Source organism: Pyrococcus kukulkanii, assembly GCF_041647995.1.
GTDB lineage: Archaea > Methanobacteriota_B > Thermococci > Thermococcales > Thermococcaceae > Pyrococcus.
Genome location: NZ_JARRIB010000003.1, coordinates 1 through 15,726 on the forward strand (window position 1 = coordinate 1; position 15,726 = coordinate 15,726).

Genomic DNA, 15,726 nt, shown 5'->3' on the forward strand with positions numbered 1-15,726 from the left:
CTGTCCCATTCATAGGCCTCACTTCCACCCTCACCTCGTCCCAGTGCTCCTCCCCTTTTCCGTTTGGCTGCCCATCGTAATTGTCGAGGAATAACTTGTACTTGTGTTCTCCTACTCCATAAACTGTTAGGGTGAATGTTGTCACCGTATAGTTTTGAGCGTTCCCTGGAACTCCAGTCCAGTCAATGTTCTTGACTATCGCCCCATCCCCATCACTCACAAAACCCTTAAGACTAATCCTATCATTGTTATAATTCCAAACCTTAACCAGGAACGTCACTTCCCCACCACCCTCAAGCTCAGTAGGATAGGCGTATAACCTTACGGAGAAAGGTGAGTTTATTCTCGTCACCTCAATCCTTCCGCTCTTACTATCTTTCTTTAAATATACATTGTTGGCAGATTTTTCATAAAGATAAACGACCCACCCATACTCTCCAGCCCCAGTTGGTGTCCAAGAAAGGATGAACTCCCTCTCTTTCCCTCCACTAACAACTCCATCCACTTGATTTACCGTTTTCCCATCAACCACAAGCTCTACCTTAACTGTCTTCTTGCTTGAGTAAGAGTTGCTTACCTTTACCCTAACTTTCACGTTATCCTGGACTTTCGGCAATGATGGTTCAAAGTTTACCTGCTTAATCTTCAAGCTCCCCGAGGATCCAGAGCTATCCTGGGAAACGGTAACGCTACCAGAAGCACTAACCTCAAACTGTCCAAACTTAAAGACACCACTGTACCCGTAAGTTCCGGGCTTACCGTAGCGAACCTCTGCTATTTCGAATGTTTTGGAGCTGCTGGCAGGTACAATCACGTCCTTCGAATACCTCCCAGTACCCTCCGGCAAAGCTATGTAGACGGTGCACTTACCGGAGATCTCTTTGTCGTTATCGTTAGTTATCGTGACGTAAAACGTGACATCTTGGAACGTTTTTGGATGCTCTGGAGAAGGATATATAGAGAGCTTAATTTTATCCGTATCTATCTCCTGTCTCTTGACTTCTACCTCTTTGGAATAATCACTAATGATAATTTTCTCTTTGTCGCAGGTAAGGGCAGGGAGAGTTAGATTGAAGTTGGACTTTATTACATCCCCACACAGGGATACATAGCTTATCTCCACTTTACCCTTCACCTTAACAATTCCATCATGGTTATCATCGTAAATGGCTTCGCTTATACCAGTCTCAACGATCTCACTACCATCTTCAGGATGAAGTATATCTACTGTCTCCGAATACTTTAAGCCATCCCCACTTACCTTAATCTTTAGATCCCTTACGGCATTATCCTTGGCCTTCAGCTTTATCTTGAGCTTGTATTTAACGTAAGACTCGGTAATTTTTACAGGGACTACCTCTACCGTGACGAGCAATTTGCCCTCGTTTTCCTCCAGCGCAAGAGTCTGGGAAAGTATTTGATTAATATCTAAACTCTGTATTCCCGTTTTTGTTGTTTCTGTTAAAGGCCACCTAAGCCCCTTGTACACAATATATTTTTTGCTCTCGCCCAATTTATAAACGACGAGTGAAGAGCGCAACTCGGAAACTTTTTCATTCAGAATTCCCTCAAGTCTCCTATCCCTATTACCCAAGCTCATTGCTAAGAGAATAGTTCTAATGTTACCGGCAAGCTCATAGGCTTTGAGGGCATTAGGCCAGTAGTAGAATTTTGTTACAATTGCTGTACGGGAGGATGACATTAACATAAAATTAACGCCACCTCCCTCTCTGTACACGGTACTTCTATTAAGGGGACCTAGGCCAACGGACATGCCTGTGATTATCTCCAGTATCTTATCCCTAAGCTTCGTTATCCAAGAAAGTTGGGTCTGTATATCTCCTTCAGCGTAGGCAGAGTAGAAGTTAACCCATTCAAAAGCAAGCGCTGGATTTATCTCTTTGTGCTTGGTAGGCTTAAGGGGTTCCCCCTTTACTTTCCATAGCCACTTCTCAAGAGCCCAACGCTCGTACTCATTGTACTTGAATCCCACGTCCACAAAGGCCCTGCTCATGTTCACCAAGAACTCTTCCATGTCAAAGTCTCCATTAATTTTATCAGCATTCTTGGCGATGTACGCTTCAAGCGCCTTAATATCAGCGTCGCTCCATCCTTGTTCTTTCAACGCCTTTACAGTTTCTTGGGGCAGGCCATTCTCTTTGATATCATAGGCCATTTTTCTAAGTTCTTCTTCCGTATAGTACAGTTTCACTCCCGACTTCTTAAGCTCTTGAATGCTTGTCCATATCAAAGCCGAAATATTGGCAGCGTTATCTGCCCCTAACCTAGAGTTCTCTACCAATTGCCTAGCTATTTTGCTATTCCCCGTTTTATTTAGCTCAACAACCAACTTTGCCTCCCTATCTAATATCTTCCAGAACTCATCGTAGGGAGTAGTGTACTCTGCCAAGATTAAGCTTTCACTAATCGCCTGATTTACACTCAATGTTAGTATTAACACTACAATATATATACATGCAAATTTCTTCACTCTAATCACCACTTTTTATAATGCCATTTAGTATTTATAATTTTCTTATGGATTTTTGTCTAATTGGAGAACTATATATAACATGAATTGACCACTGTTCAAAGCAAAATTCTACTTGGTGGAGTTTACTGATCTATAAGTTCGCAGATTTAACCACTCAAGTCAGACACAATATAGCTGACCCCCCATGAGAATCATAGAAACTTCTTACGACTTCAAGCTTTCTGGCAACCTGTTCAAACTTGACAGCTCTCTGGCTTTGAGCAACAGCTTCAAGGAGTTTTCAGGGGACCTCTCAACAATGAAAAATCTGAAAGCCAGAACAAAGACATAAGAGTGTTGAGGACGTAATGCTAAGTACACAAAGGGGATGTTTATGATTAAGGAAAGATTCTGCAGAGAGTACATAGCAGAGATAGAAAGACTCGAAAAGTCAATAGCCGAGTTAGAAGAAACTATAATCGAACTAAAGACTCAACTTAGAATGAAGAGTGAAGAGGCAACTTCCCTTGCAATTGAAAACAGAAATCTAAGGTATAAGCTCGAAAAGCTTGAGAAAAGATACAACCAACTGATTGAGCTCCTGAAGAAGATGAAAATCCCCTTCATAATAATTGATGAAGAGAATTTCGAGGAAGATCAAGAAAATATTTAACCCCTCCCTGCCTTGAAGTTTCAGGGGTGTGAAATGGAGTTCGTCATGAAAACAAAAATGTTCGAGGAAGAGGGATGGATAAGGAAGAAGTGCAAGGTCTGTGGAAAGCCCTTCTGGACCCTTGATCCCGACAGAGAGACCTGTGGTGATCCTCCCTGTGACGAGTATCAGTTCATAGGAAAGCCAGGAATACCCAAGAAGTACACGCTCGATGAGATGAGAGAAAAGTTCCTGAGCTTCTTCGAAAAGAAAGGCCATGGGAGAGTAAAGCGCTATCCAGTATTGCCGAGGTGGAGAGACGACGTTTTATTAGTCGGAGCCTCAATCATGGACTTCCAGCCCTGGGTTATTAGTGGAGAAGCAGACCCACCAGCTAATCCGCTAGCGATAAGCCAACCCTCAATACGTTTTACGGACATAGACAACGTTGGAATAACCGGTAGGCACTTCACGATCTTCGAGATGATGGCCCACCACGCATTCAACTACCCAGGAAAGCCAATTTACTGGATGGACGAGACGGTTGAACTAGCTTTCGAGTTCTTCACTAAGGAACTCAAGATGAAGCCCGAGGACATAACCTTCAAGGAGAACCCTTGGGCCGGCGGGGGAAACGCTGGACCTGCATTTGAAGTCCTCTACCGTGGCCTTGAGGTTGCTACCCTAGTTTTCATGCAGTACAAGAAAGCCCCTGAAAACGCTCCGCCTGAGCAGGTGGTGGAGATAAAGGGTGAGAAGTACGTTCCAATGGAAACCAAGGTCGTTGACACTGGTTATGGCCTTGAGAGGCTTGTCTGGATGAGCCAAGGAACTCCAACAGCGTACGATGCAGTCCTGGGTTACGTAGTAGAACCCCTAAAGAGGATGGCTGGCGTGGAAAAAATAGATGAGAGAATTCTTATGGAAAACTCCAGATTAGCAGGAATGTTTGACATTGAAGATATGGGTGACCTCAGGTACCTGAGAGAACAGGTCGCAAAGAGAGTTGACATAAGCGTTGAAGAGCTTGAGAAAATGATAAGACCATACGAGCTAATTTACGCAATAGCAGACCACACAAAAGCTCTAACCTTCATGCTTGCAGACGGAGTAATCCCCTCCAACGTAAAGGCTGGATACTTGGCGAGGCTTCTAATTAGAAAGAGCATAAGACACCTGAGAGAGCTCGGTCTTGAGATTCCTCTATCCGAAGTTGTTGCCATGCACATAAAGGAACTGCACAAAACGTTCCCTGAATTCAAGGAGATGGAAGATATAATCCTAGAAATGATAGACCTAGAAGAGAAGAAGTACGCTGAGACACTAAGAAGAGGATCAGACCTCGTAAAGAGGGAGATAAGCAAGTTGAAGAAGAGGGGAATAAATGAGCTTCCATTAGAGAGACTCATAACGTTCTATGAGAGTCACGGCTTAACGCCAGAGATAGTAAGGGAAATTGCAGAAAAAGAAGGGGTCAAGGTTAAGGTTCCGGACAATTTCTACAGTCTTGTAGCTAAGGAAGCAGAAAAAACTGTAGAGGAGAAGGGAGAAAGCATTGTGGACTTCGAGCTTGTCAAAGACCTCCCGGACACTAGGACGCTCTATTATGAGGATCCTTTCATGAAGGAGTTTGAAGCTGAAGTTCTAAAAGTGATAGACAACTGGGTAGTTTTGGATCAAACAGCGTTCTATCCAGAGGGAGGAGGTCAGCCCTACGACACAGGTATTTTCATAGTTGAGGGCGAGGAAGTTAAGGTAACTAACGTCCAAAAGGTTGGAAAAGTTATTCTCCACAGGGTAGAGAAGCCTGAAAAGTTCAGGGAAGGGATGAAGGTCAGGGGAAGAATAGACTGGGACAGAAGAATACAGCACATGCGCCACCACACAGGAACCCACGTCCTCATGGGGGCCTTGGTCAGGGTTCTAGGGAGGCACGTCTGGCAGGCTGGAAGCCAGCTAACCACGGATTGGGCTAGACTCGACATAAGCCACTACAAGAGAATAAGTGATGAAGAGCTGAAGAAGATTGAAGAGCTTGCGAACAGGATAGTCATGGAAAACAGGAAGGTCACCTGGGAATGGTTGCCAAGGACTGAGGCTGAACAAAAGTACGGGTTTAGGCTCTACCAAGGTGGCGTGGTTCCGGGGAGGGAGATTAGAATTGTAAAGATAGAAGACTGGGATGTTCAGGCCTGTGGTGGTACTCACTTACCCTACACAGGACTAGTTGGTCCGATAAAAATCCTCAGAACAGAGAGAATTCAAGATGGAGTTGAGAGAATAATATTTGCCTGTGGTGAGGCTGCAGTAAAAGAGTGGCAGAAAGAGAGAGACCTGCTCAAGAAAGCCAGCCAAGTCCTCAGAGTCCCACCTGAAAAGGTTCCCGAAACGGCTGAAAGGTTCTTCAACGAGTGGAAAGAGGCTAGGAAAGAAGTTGAGAAGCTTAGGAAGGAGCTAGCGAAGTTGATAGTTTATGAGCTTGAAGGTAAGGTTGAAAGAATCGGCGACTTTGAATTCATCGGAGAAATCGTAGAAGGAACAATGGACGACCTTAGAGAGGCTGCCAACAAGCTCAGGAAAGACAATAGAGTTGTCATGTTGATTAACAAAGAGGGCCACTTTGTAGTTGCAGTGGGAGATTCTGTTAACTTGAAGGCAGGAGATCTTGCAAAACTCATTACCTCAGTTGCAGGCGGTGGCGGTGGAGGAAGAAAGGAGCTAGCCCAGGGAAGAATTAAAGATATCAACAAGTCCAAGAAGGCAATAGAGAGGGTAAAAGAGGAGATAAAGTAACTTTACCTTTTTCTAGTGTTTGTTTAATCTCTTTTCCTTGATTTTTGGTAAATTATTAAGCAAGATATATCAACGCCCGGAGGTATACGAGGAGTGTAGTTACTGCGAAGGAGTGAGAAGAGCCTGACCTAACAGTTCCCCAAGTCTGTAATGAGATAAAACCAAAAGACATAGCAGAATGAAAACTAATTATTTCCATCCCACACTGTTTCCCCTCCAAACTTGATTTTTACTAGCTTTACATAATATGTCGAAATCCTTCAAGTTTTTTACATGAATATTACTTTGTATAATTCTACGGCATCCTCGCATTCCATCCATGCCTCTATGTTGCTGTCTGACTTCACGGTTATGGTTCTCTCGTCCCCGAGCTCTCCATTAACGTAGAGCGCAAAGTAATATTCCCTGGGATTTGCAAAGGTTATGATGAACCATTCTGTTTTAACATCAAGACTGTCAATCTGGCAAATACTAAAATTGTATCACTTAAGTCTCCGTCTGGATTTATATAATATAGAAGGCCCTAATGGGAACATTATAAGCTGGGTAATTGTTCTTGTTTCCACAACCACGTCAAAGTGAACTTCAGTGCCCGAAACTACTGTACTGGTAGCATTCGGCATGAGCCTGCCGATAAGATTGTCACTAGAAACTTTCAAGCTCCCACTCCTCGATGCCTCCAGCTGGTTATCTCCCCACACTTCAACCCTCCACGAATGACCTCCAGCCTGAGCACTCCACGTTAAACTCACCACTCCAGTATCCCCGGCACTAACGTTGATGCTTCTGCAATCCTTTATCAAGATCGAAATTCTTTTGTTGTTTCATCCATATAACAATATTTTCACGATCCCTGGAAGTATGAAGAGGGAATAATGAAAACCTAAACTTTATTATTTCTTCCACCTCCCGGTAACCAGTTTAATTCGAATATTACCAAAAATAAAACCAAATCCAAGACAAGAAACTGCCATCTCGCTCCACCAGCAAAAAACGCAATTACTAGAGCGTGGTACACCACTGGGGAAAGGAACCCAGCAACTGACGTTCTCATTGCTTTTCTTCGCATTGTTATTGCATCCTCATCGAAAAGTTCCTTTAGAAGTCCATAGAGAACTCCTCCGACTCCAACCGCAAAGGAAAGCCAGGTCCAGCCTCCAAACCTCAGCGTTAGCCCAAGCATGAACAGCAGTGCCGCTGTCATGTTGATAAACACTGTATATCCCCTGTATGATGAACAAGCAACCGTAAATAGACTGGTGTACAACAGCAGATAACCAAGGACAATTATTCCTACCTCCTTAGAGCCTCCAGTCCAGGGGGTAAGGGCCAAGAGAGGAGCTAAACTGATATAGCTGGAGAGTATTCTGAGCTTTAATATTTCAGACGGATATGAACGCTTGAAGAGGAGAGCCGCTAAAAGTGAGGGCACGAGCAATGCAAATGACATAATATAGCTCCTGATGTCCCAATAAATCTGCTCCTGGTAGTTATCCGCATATACAAAAATCCTGCTGATGTAACAAACAAGTAGCCTAAAATATAAAAAAGCATGGAAAAAGTATAATGATCACGATTTCCCATTTGTCTCACCCTCCTGTTACGTCGTTTCCGTCAGATCCATTGTCGGGTATCACACCTTCGCCATCTATGAATATCTTCTCAAACACTAGTTTGATCCAATTTAGAAACCCAGAGTCCACCAAAGTCTGTCCTGCAACGCCACTTGCTCCTCCGATGGCACCAGCAATGATTCCTCCACCCCCAAAGGTAGCAATGGCTGCTCCAATTAACGCTCCTGAGGTAAATGCAGTTCCATAATTATATACCGTCTGAACAATGGAATTTGCCTCGGTTATTTCCACTATATCACTTGCTGGTGGTAGGTTTGTGAAGTACACTTTAACCAGGTATGGGGAGTGCTCTGGAAGCTTGTAGTTAAAAAATGGATCCCCAAATAATAGAGTTGCTATCCCATTCACGGTAAAAGTCAGCGATACATTGTTAACCCCATGAGGAGGCACTGTTATTGAAACTTGGTCAATTGTTGCAACTACTGTACCTGTGCCATTCCAAATGACATTGTTTCCAAACACAACTTTTGTTATTCTCGTGGAAAAGGCGCTGTTTCCAGTATTCCAGACTCTTATTTTACACTGGGTCGGTCTTTCATCATTTGTGGCACACTTGAGGGATAATTTAATGTTGCATATGCTAAGGTTGTAGGTTTCACTTCCACGGTCACCCCGCTCCAGTGTTCTTCGCCCTTCCCGTTCGGCTTTCCATCGTAGTTGTCGAGGAAGAGCTATTTCATTGCTTCATGTTTGCCCCCCTGAGATCCAGCAGTTTTTTGATATCTCCATCAAGCCACCACAGCAAGACTCCATATGGGAGTGCTAGGAATGTGCGAAAGAGCATTGCCATCAATAGTGCGGGAAGATACATAAGAGCCATACGTGTTTTCTCATGCTCACATACATATTGCGTACGAAAGCCGTACCACATGGGGAACCATAATAGTACATCCATCAGGGCTATTATCCCATACTTCAAGAGTAGCACAGCAAATACGGGCAGGTAACCTAAAGATGCAAAGGAACACGCCGCTTCAACTTCCCTCCTGATTATCCCTCTCAGAGACCATGCGACGCTTAACAGCGATAGAGACAGCCAAAGCAGGAATATTGCCATGAAAGCCATGAGGTCATTGTTTGTTTGGCTCATCTTAAGGTACAGAAAAGATGCCAAGAGCACCCCCGCCCCTACCAATGCCCTGCGCTCTGAGATAAGAGCTCCTATGCCGATAATAATCCACAAAAAGATGGAAATAGCAAGGAAAACGTCCAACATTCATCCCCTACTACACAATTGTTGTCGTTTTCTTCGGAAAACCATGTTTCAACCTTTTCAATATCGCTCCCACCCATTCTCACCTAATCTTTTCTCTGTGAGGTGCATTAGGAGGAACATGCTAACTCCAAAAACAATTCCCATGCCCATTATGACGGGATCTGCCCTCTTCCAGTTTATCAGCCCCCATAGAATCACGTACGAAATCAGGAACAACGCTTTTGTTTTAAGCTTCACGTTTCTCTTCACAACGTAGTGCATCAACAGCAGCGACGCTAGACCTACTGCAGAGAGAGTCTTTGTTGGCAGTCCAAGACACACAATAACTGAAAGTGCCAGAATAGTGGCATCAACGTTGCCTTTTTGCATCTTAAGGTTCCTCACTGATAATGCAGGAATTAAAAGCACCAAACCTGCCAAAATCCACGAGGAGGGACTTTTCGTGGCGTATGCGAATGGATAGAATCCTAAGACAGGTAACACTGCATGCACGAACATTAAATCCTCCTTTTCTTTTGCAAAGAGGTAGCCAATGAAAAGGAACGGTAGAGATATCATCGCAAACAGAGCTCCAGCAGCTATCCCTTCTTCTCTACCGGAGACCGCTACTATTATCTGAAGCGTGGAGACCATTAAAAGTCCTGGAAAAATAAGAGGAAGGGAGACACGTATGCTTACTCTCATATCCTCACCCCCCAGCTACAGAGTTATTATCATTTTCTCCCGCCCCAGGATTACTGATTCCCCAAGCAATATTCCCCCATAAATCCCATATGAACGTGCCTAGTGGTTTTATTACATATTCCGTTGTTGCTGCTCCAGCAAGAAACGTTGCTACAAATGAGAGTGATATTGGATTTGTGCCTGCAATTACCGCAACTACTGCACCTCCTGCGAAGTCCGCAGCTAGACCAACCGCTACATCCTTCCAGTCCTTTTCATCTTCCACAATTGTTATAACATCGGAGATGGGGAACGTTAAGCCGGCCAAATGAACTTCAATTCAATCAGATATGAGGGAGTTTCAAGTAATCTGTGAGTATAACCCCAGTGGCCGAAGTAGTAGTTCGCCAGCTCGTCGTTTATGGTTATCGTTATTGTTAAGTCTTCTTGCATGTTTGTCGGAGTTAGAGTTACAGTTTGCTTGTTAACTGTGACACTACTCGGACCGTTAGGCCATACCTTCTTACCACCAAAGTCAACTTCTTGAAGACTCAGCGTAACCGTATCAGACCTCTTCAGCTCAAGGTGAACAGTACAAGTAGTTGAATCATCCAAAGGAACAACTGCAGGCTCACACTTCATGCTTGCAATCACGTTGCCCACAGACCCCACTTCCACCCCCACCTCGCTCCAGTCTATCACTCATTTAAATGGTTTCGAGATTTTAAGCTCGGCAGTTCCTGAGAAGACTAAGTACCCTCCAAGGAGTACTGGGATCAGTAGGAGTACTATGTCCTTGCCTACTTGAACAATAACATAGTAGTTGAGAGCCCACTGAATCAGCCAGAATACCTTCATGTCCCTGGGATCATATTTTACTTTTTTCCCAGTTCTCTCTATGGTGATTTTTAGATATGTCAATATCAAAGCAAACATCACGAGAGTTATGAATAGGAATATAAAGCCCACGGTTAAATTCCAGTCCCTGTACAGCACCCCCAGAAAGAGTGCAGAGAGGAGAGGTAACACTGAGGTTGCACCCAGTAATAGGTTAGCAGTCCTCTTAGGGGGCTTACCGTACCCACTAAGGGTAAGAACCAGCCACGGAAAAAGTACTGTTGAGTTTAATGCAAGGACATACAACCCTCTAACTGGGGAATAAGTAATGGACACTAAGAGGAATGTTATTAAATAAAGCAAAAATCCAATTGAAATTTTCAGCCTGTTATCCACTAGACTCACCTCCCACTCAGGGTATCCCTAAGTATTCATGGAGGATATAGCTAAGGATTATTCCTACTACTGCTCCACCAACAGCCCCAACTACAGCACCAACAGGCCCTCCTACCAAACCTCCAATTACGGCGCCAACTGCAGTAGTTGTAGCGACTATTGCTAACTCACTAGAGATCCATGACAATTTTATTCTCCTCAATAGAAATCTCTACCATTTTAATTGCCCTGTATTTTAGGCTCCATGTGTTTCCTTGGGAGTCTACAACGTACGTCTTACCATTGACTTCAAGTGTTAAGTCAACTTCAACTGGAACTGAAACCCCAGCCAAATCTCCTATCTTAACGCTTTTTCCAAGGAATCCGCTTGCTGGGAGAGTATCATGGAAGTTTACTTGTAGTCTTCCTGTTCCCTTCGCGGGGACTGTAGGAGTAAGTAGAGTGTCACTAAATTCTGGCGTGATTTCTTGAGTATACTGACCCTTAAGTATGCGCGCTTCAGTGACCACATCAGTGATCCTCCACTCAACATCGGTAGGATTCGTGAAGTATACTTCACAGGACATATCTAGTATAAGGTTCCCCCTCTCTGCGGATAACACTAAGTCGCTACAGTCCATGAATGCAGTCTGAACACTTGGAGGCTTCACTTCCATCGTCACCTCGCTCCAATGTTCTTCCCACTGTTCATTTTTAATCACAATATTAGGACGTTTCTTGACAATTTCTTACCATCCACTGGCGTGTAATCCCTGTCAGACCTATGGTCAGTAGAAATAGCGTTAGGAGAAATTTAGAGGATTCATCAACTAAAGGTAGGCTAAGTAAACCACTAATGGAAAAGTACAGTACAAAAAGGGAGAATGTCTGTCTGGTCCTGCCCTTTGCTCCAGAGATGTATGGATATCCCAGTAAATGCAATATTAGCCAATGCTTACAATTACGATGGTTCAAGCTCTTTCCAATTAGACAGATTCCAACTACAAACAGGAATGCCACTAAAGAACCAATTATAGTTTTAATGGCACTCCAGACTCCAAAATACCAAGCTTGATAAAATAAAGAAGAAAGAACCAAAAAATACACATGAAGCTGAGAACATTCCTTCCCACCATCTCCAATCCCTCTTATGTATGTTCTAGAATCCAAGGCTTAGCTAGGGTATTCCAAAATATGGCAAACGGATCCAGGCTTAACTTGAGACTAACACTCTTTTCAAAAATGTTAATACTTCCAATATTGAAGCTTATGACAGTATTAGGATCCAAGATTGCCGCTGCTCCGGTAAGTATATAGTCAGTTGTGATTGTTTTTGTGTCCATTTTTACTTGAATTGTATCATAGATTTCTCCGGAAAAGTGTGTCCAGGAGTTTCCATCGTAACTATATCCAAGCGTATAAGTAAACTTAACTGTTGTATATTCTCCGTTCTTCAACACGACTTCCGTAGCATCGACTCCACTTATCGGAAGCCACGAACCTATTTCTATTGGAAGGCTGAAGAGGATGCTTTGAGTTCCTTGGGATGAAATGGTGAATGTTTCTGGTTGGATGTTCCACTTACCCGTACTCAGACTGCCTACTAGAACATCCTCCAGATCACCCAGAGAGTAGTTATCTAGAACTCCAACATCCTTGACCATCACCTCCTCTCCATTAGGATTGTAGAGATAGACCCTGCATGATAGAGTTGCTCTGTAAGCATAGTCTCTGAAGTCAAAGTATAGATCATCACACTCAAAGCCCACCTGCTCTAGCGTCCCGTTCAACGGCTTCACCTTTACCCTCACCTCACCAAGCGCTCTCCCCCACTCCATCCAATTTCAGTCCGGTCTTTGAGAGGAACTTAACATTGAGCCTTTCATCCGGCATGGGCCACCAAACCGTGTTTCAGGGCCAAGTACGTCCACAAACCAAGGAGCGCAAATATCCCGGGTTCTAGAATGCCATGTGTGATTATAAAGATTGCAAGTGAAGATCCAAGGGACAATACCAGCACTCCCGATAATCTGTTGACCATTCTGGAAATCGGCACGTACATGAGAAATGCCACGACAATGTAAATCAGGAAGTTTCTGATAAAGGTCTCCTTCGTTGAATAGGCGAGGAGAGTGGGTAGCAGAAAGCCCAACGCAAACAGGTCATAAATCAAAAGAATCCTGACGAACCCTGGATCTCTATGCGCGCTCCATTTGTGGGTGTAGTGGTGAATTTCAAGTCTAATTGCCAGATAGGCTATCAAATACGCCGAGACATAAACCAGCGCCTTGGAGTTCCTGTTCAGGAACTCATAAACGAAACCGGCCAAAATCAAAAAGGGAAGGTAAAAGGTCAGGATGTTGTGAACTCTCATCTCGTCCATGACCATCACCCCACAAAACCGTCGTTGTCAAAATCCCTCGGTCGCTTCCATCCATAGAAATAAATCTCCTCAGCGATGTCAGTCAGGAGGAGCAGTAGCCCTACATATCCGAATAGCTTGGATCCAACAACTGCCACTTTTCCAAGCCCCGATGCTTCAGTTGTTATGTAGCCGGCCCTCTCAAGAATTTCTGTTGCGACAAAGGTTCCCGAGCCCCCGTATTCGACTACATCTTCCGGGTTAACGGCACCGTTCTTTAGAATCCTGAAAGTTGCGCTTATTGGAGGTGCGTTTTTAAAGTGCAGCACTATCTCCCACGGCCTGTCCGTGGCGAGTTTGTCGACATAGGAATGCCACGGAAAGAGCGGGTCAATCCCAAAGTAGAATTCCGCAAATTTTCATCTATTGTAAGTTCAATGTGCGTTTCATCGTCTGGATCATAGGGAGTCACTTTGAGAACTTCTTTAGACAGTGTGATTCCGTCAAAGTTACTTGGCCACACCTTTGCCCCTCCCACATATATTTTTGATATTTTGACCTGCACAGAGTCTTCTGGATTGGTTCTTAGCAAGTATAAAGTGCAGTCAAGGTCGTCAGCGTCATCTTCACTAAGTATGATTTTGTCATCGCACTCAAGTTTCAAACTTGCTTTCCAAGACTTCACCCTCACCCTCACCTCGTCCCAGTGCTCCTCCCCTTTTCCGTTCGGCTTTCCATCGTAGTTGTTCAAGGAGGGGCTTGGTAGTTAAGTCCCGCCATTACACTCACTTTTTTTACTTTTTATTTTTAGCATTTCTGGGTTTATTAAACTCTGGAAGAATAGCATAAACAACGTATATTGCCAACAGGGCAACTGCTTGTATTCCAAAAATTAGGTGGTACCACACCACAATGAGCAATGGCGGAACTAGTACTACCAGTAATACCTTTATTGGATTTTCTCGCAGTTTAGATCCTCCGTTAATTCCTTTAAGAAGCTAAGCACACTGTCAATCTTGAAGAGTGGTAGGAATAGCCATGCCAACCATAAAATTGCTGCAAGACCTTCCAAGAACTCCATTCCAGCCAATAATGCCGCTATTGACAACCATAGGGGAGCAAAGACCTTCATTTCAAATCCAAAACTCTCATCCTCAAACCATGGAAGCATTATGACCAGTGCCGTTAAATACAGATTCAGCTGAAGCAACGGATAGGCAGTCTCAGAGTAATTGTCTCCAATGGAAAATAAATAAACCAAAGAAAGCAGGCCGATAATAGCTGGAGTATATCTAAGTGGTCTTTTCACACATTATCCCCCACAATGTCGTTGTTATCATCCCCTTTGTCCGGATTCGACCCGAGGTACAATTTATAATCCTACCATGTAAGTACGTTTACAGGCCTTCCCCACCCATGGAAGCGTAATCCCAATGAACCCAACCGTAAGGAGAAACATCGAGAGGAAAACTCAACGGATCTATGGGCAAGGGAATAATTAGTGATTATACCAAAGCTAAAGTACCAGACGAACAGATCGAACAGCTGTCTAACAATCCCCTTAGCACCCGATGTGTAGTAATAACCCGTTACATGTAAAATAAGCCAGTGAGCACGGTTTTCAGGCCTCAACCTCCTCCCCACCGTGCATATAACCCATACCATCAGCACTCCCAAAGAGACCCCTATCACGGATTTAACAGCAGAAAGCACTCCAAAATAAATGCCCTGATACAGTAAAGGAAAGAATATCAAAAAGCCAAAGGGGAGTTTAAGACAGTATTTGCCTTTCATTTTTCTCCCCTCTTTGACCATGGTGCACAAGTTATCGCATACATTATCGCTAATGTTGTGGTAATATCAACTGGAATAACAACTCGCCAGAAGAACTCATTGGAAGAATGTGGATTAAACGCAAAGAGGGGAAGTAAAATCAGCATGAAAATTGAGACGAACTGCCTGACACTTCCACGCCTCTCCTTTAAAAAGTCGTACACGAGATCAAGACCAAGTCTCCAGTAGATGCCCTCGTAAACCCTGTCTGCAATTTTATCCAGGGATATCCACACCAGATAGACAATTAACACTCCCACTAAATCACCAATAACTGTTAACACTGCACTTTGAGGGCTGTAATATAAAGCACCAACGGAAATAAAAAGGAAAATCGTCGAGAGGGAAACCACGTACCCAAATTTCCTGCAAGTCATCACTCAGCCCTCACGTGTGTTCCTGTATATAGGGTTTTAGGAACCCCATTCAAAACTAAAAACCAGAGGAAATGCCATTCACCTCATTTACCCTGCTCTCCCACTGTCACGGCACTCCCTCTCCACCCATGGAAGCGTAATCCCGATTAATCCAATCGTGAGAGGAAACATCGTTAAGAAAAATCCAGTAGAGTCAGACATCAGCGGAAGATTAAAGATTCCGCCTATGCCAAAATACGCCACAAAAAGAGCGAAAAGCTGTTTGGATTTTCCCCGGGCACCTAAGAGGGCAGTGTAGCCGATGACGTACTGTATTACCCTATCCCCGAACCTCCCAGAATTCAGGCGCCTACCAGCCCAGCAAATAGCTGCTATGACCATAAACGCCACTGCAGAGCCCACTATCGTCCTGGTTGCAACCCATGTTCCAAAATACCCGAGTTGGAAGGATAAAGAAAAGAGAATCAGGGCCCCATAGAGGGTTTTGAGACTACGTGCATTTCCCATTTCC

General features: G+C 44.0%; 21 protein-coding genes. 3 read left to right on the forward strand and 18 right to left on the reverse strand.

Going from position 1 to position 15,726, the window contains the following annotated elements:
- Positions 1-2,500 (reverse strand): hypothetical protein (locus P8X24_RS06325; RefSeq protein ID WP_372914621.1); only part of this gene is annotated, 2,500 nt, incomplete at its 3' end.
- 178 nt (positions 2,501-2,678) lie between these two features.
- Here P8X24_RS06325 and P8X24_RS06330 point away from each other — a divergent pair.
- From P8X24_RS06330 to alaS, 3 genes are read left to right on the forward strand one after another with little or no spacing between them, the layout of a single operon-like run.
- A complete protein-coding gene (locus tag P8X24_RS06330; RefSeq protein ID WP_372914623.1) occupies positions 2,679-2,825 on the forward strand; it encodes a hypothetical protein in 147 nt (48 codons plus the stop codon).
- Between the two features lie 42 nt (positions 2,826-2,867).
- Positions 2,868-3,146 (forward strand): hypothetical protein, encoded by a 279-nt coding sequence (locus tag P8X24_RS06335; protein WP_372914625.1) that lies wholly within the window; start codon positions 2,868-2,870, stop codon positions 3,144-3,146.
- Between the two features lie 33 nt (positions 3,147-3,179).
- The gene (gene alaS / locus P8X24_RS06340) at positions 3,180-5,918 is read left to right on the forward strand and encodes an alanine--tRNA ligase (RefSeq protein ID WP_372914627.1); all 2,739 of its coding nucleotides are present in this window, start codon (positions 3,180-3,182) and stop codon (positions 5,916-5,918) included.
- Positions 5,919-6,801: 883 nt separating this feature from the next.
- On the opposite strand, the gene P8X24_RS06345 is transcribed toward alaS, so the two are convergent.
- From P8X24_RS06345 to P8X24_RS06425, 17 genes are all read right to left on the reverse strand, one after another.
- Entirely contained in the window at positions 6,802-7,368 is a 567-nt protein-coding gene (locus tag P8X24_RS06345; protein WP_372914629.1) for a hypothetical protein, read from the reverse strand.
- A gap of 139 nt (positions 7,369-7,507) precedes the next feature.
- Positions 7,508-8,014 carry a hypothetical protein gene (locus P8X24_RS06350; RefSeq protein ID WP_372914631.1) on the reverse strand — a complete coding sequence of 169 codons (507 nt, stop codon included), beginning with the start codon at positions 8,012-8,014 and terminating at the stop codon, positions 7,508-7,510.
- 214 nt (positions 8,015-8,228) lie between these two features.
- The gene (locus P8X24_RS06355; protein WP_372914633.1) at positions 8,229-8,672 is read right to left on the reverse strand and encodes a hypothetical protein; all 444 of its coding nucleotides are present in this window, start codon (positions 8,670-8,672) and stop codon (positions 8,229-8,231) included.
- Between the two features lie 153 nt (positions 8,673-8,825).
- A complete protein-coding gene (locus P8X24_RS06360; protein WP_372914635.1) occupies positions 8,826-9,452 on the reverse strand; it encodes a hypothetical protein in 627 nt (208 codons plus the stop codon).
- A 4-nt stretch (positions 9,453-9,456) separates the two neighbouring features.
- A complete protein-coding gene (locus P8X24_RS06365; RefSeq protein ID WP_372914637.1) occupies positions 9,457-9,759 on the reverse strand; it encodes a hypothetical protein in 303 nt (100 codons plus the stop codon).
- Positions 9,747-10,109, reverse strand: a complete 363-nt coding sequence (locus P8X24_RS06370; protein WP_372914638.1) for a hypothetical protein — start codon at positions 10,107-10,109, stop codon at positions 9,747-9,749. Before P8X24_RS06370 ends, P8X24_RS06365 begins: the two co-directional genes overlap by 13 nt.
- A gap of 24 nt (positions 10,110-10,133) precedes the next feature.
- Entirely contained in the window at positions 10,134-10,664 is a 531-nt protein-coding gene (locus P8X24_RS06375) for a hypothetical protein (protein ID WP_372914640.1), read from the reverse strand.
- Between the two features lie 16 nt (positions 10,665-10,680).
- Positions 10,681-10,851, reverse strand: coding sequence for a glycine zipper domain-containing protein (locus P8X24_RS06380; RefSeq protein ID WP_372914642.1), 171 nt, complete (start codon positions 10,849-10,851; stop codon positions 10,681-10,683).
- The gene (locus P8X24_RS06385) at positions 10,835-11,320 is read right to left on the reverse strand and encodes a hypothetical protein (protein WP_372914644.1); all 486 of its coding nucleotides are present in this window, start codon (positions 11,318-11,320) and stop codon (positions 10,835-10,837) included. The genes P8X24_RS06380 and P8X24_RS06385 overlap by 17 nt, the downstream gene beginning before the upstream one ends.
- A gap of 471 nt (positions 11,321-11,791) precedes the next feature.
- Positions 11,792-12,433, reverse strand: a complete 642-nt coding sequence (locus P8X24_RS06390; RefSeq protein ID WP_372914646.1) for a hypothetical protein — start codon at positions 12,431-12,433, stop codon at positions 11,792-11,794.
- Between the two features lie 92 nt (positions 12,434-12,525).
- Positions 12,526-13,026 (reverse strand): hypothetical protein, encoded by a 501-nt coding sequence (locus P8X24_RS06395; RefSeq protein WP_372914648.1) that lies wholly within the window; start codon positions 13,024-13,026, stop codon positions 12,526-12,528.
- Between the two features lie 5 nt (positions 13,027-13,031).
- A complete protein-coding gene (locus P8X24_RS06400; protein ID WP_372914650.1) occupies positions 13,032-13,334 on the reverse strand; it encodes a hypothetical protein in 303 nt (100 codons plus the stop codon).
- Positions 13,334-13,756, reverse strand: a complete 423-nt coding sequence (locus P8X24_RS06405; protein WP_372914652.1) for a hypothetical protein — start codon at positions 13,754-13,756, stop codon at positions 13,334-13,336. Before P8X24_RS06405 ends, P8X24_RS06400 begins: the two co-directional genes overlap by 1 nt.
- Before the next feature lie 198 nt (positions 13,757-13,954).
- A complete protein-coding gene (locus P8X24_RS06410; RefSeq protein ID WP_372914654.1) occupies positions 13,955-14,314 on the reverse strand; it encodes a hypothetical protein in 360 nt (119 codons plus the stop codon).
- A 71-nt stretch (positions 14,315-14,385) separates the two neighbouring features.
- Entirely contained in the window at positions 14,386-14,799 is a 414-nt protein-coding gene (locus tag P8X24_RS06415; protein WP_372914656.1) for a hypothetical protein, read from the reverse strand.
- The gene (locus P8X24_RS06420; protein WP_372914658.1) at positions 14,796-15,098 is read right to left on the reverse strand and encodes a hypothetical protein; all 303 of its coding nucleotides are present in this window, start codon (positions 15,096-15,098) and stop codon (positions 14,796-14,798) included. Before P8X24_RS06420 ends, P8X24_RS06415 begins: the two co-directional genes overlap by 4 nt.
- Positions 15,099-15,302: 204 nt before the next feature.
- Entirely contained in the window at positions 15,303-15,722 is a 420-nt protein-coding gene (locus tag P8X24_RS06425; RefSeq protein ID WP_372914660.1) for a hypothetical protein, read from the reverse strand.
- Positions 15,723-15,726: the final 4 nt, after the last annotated feature.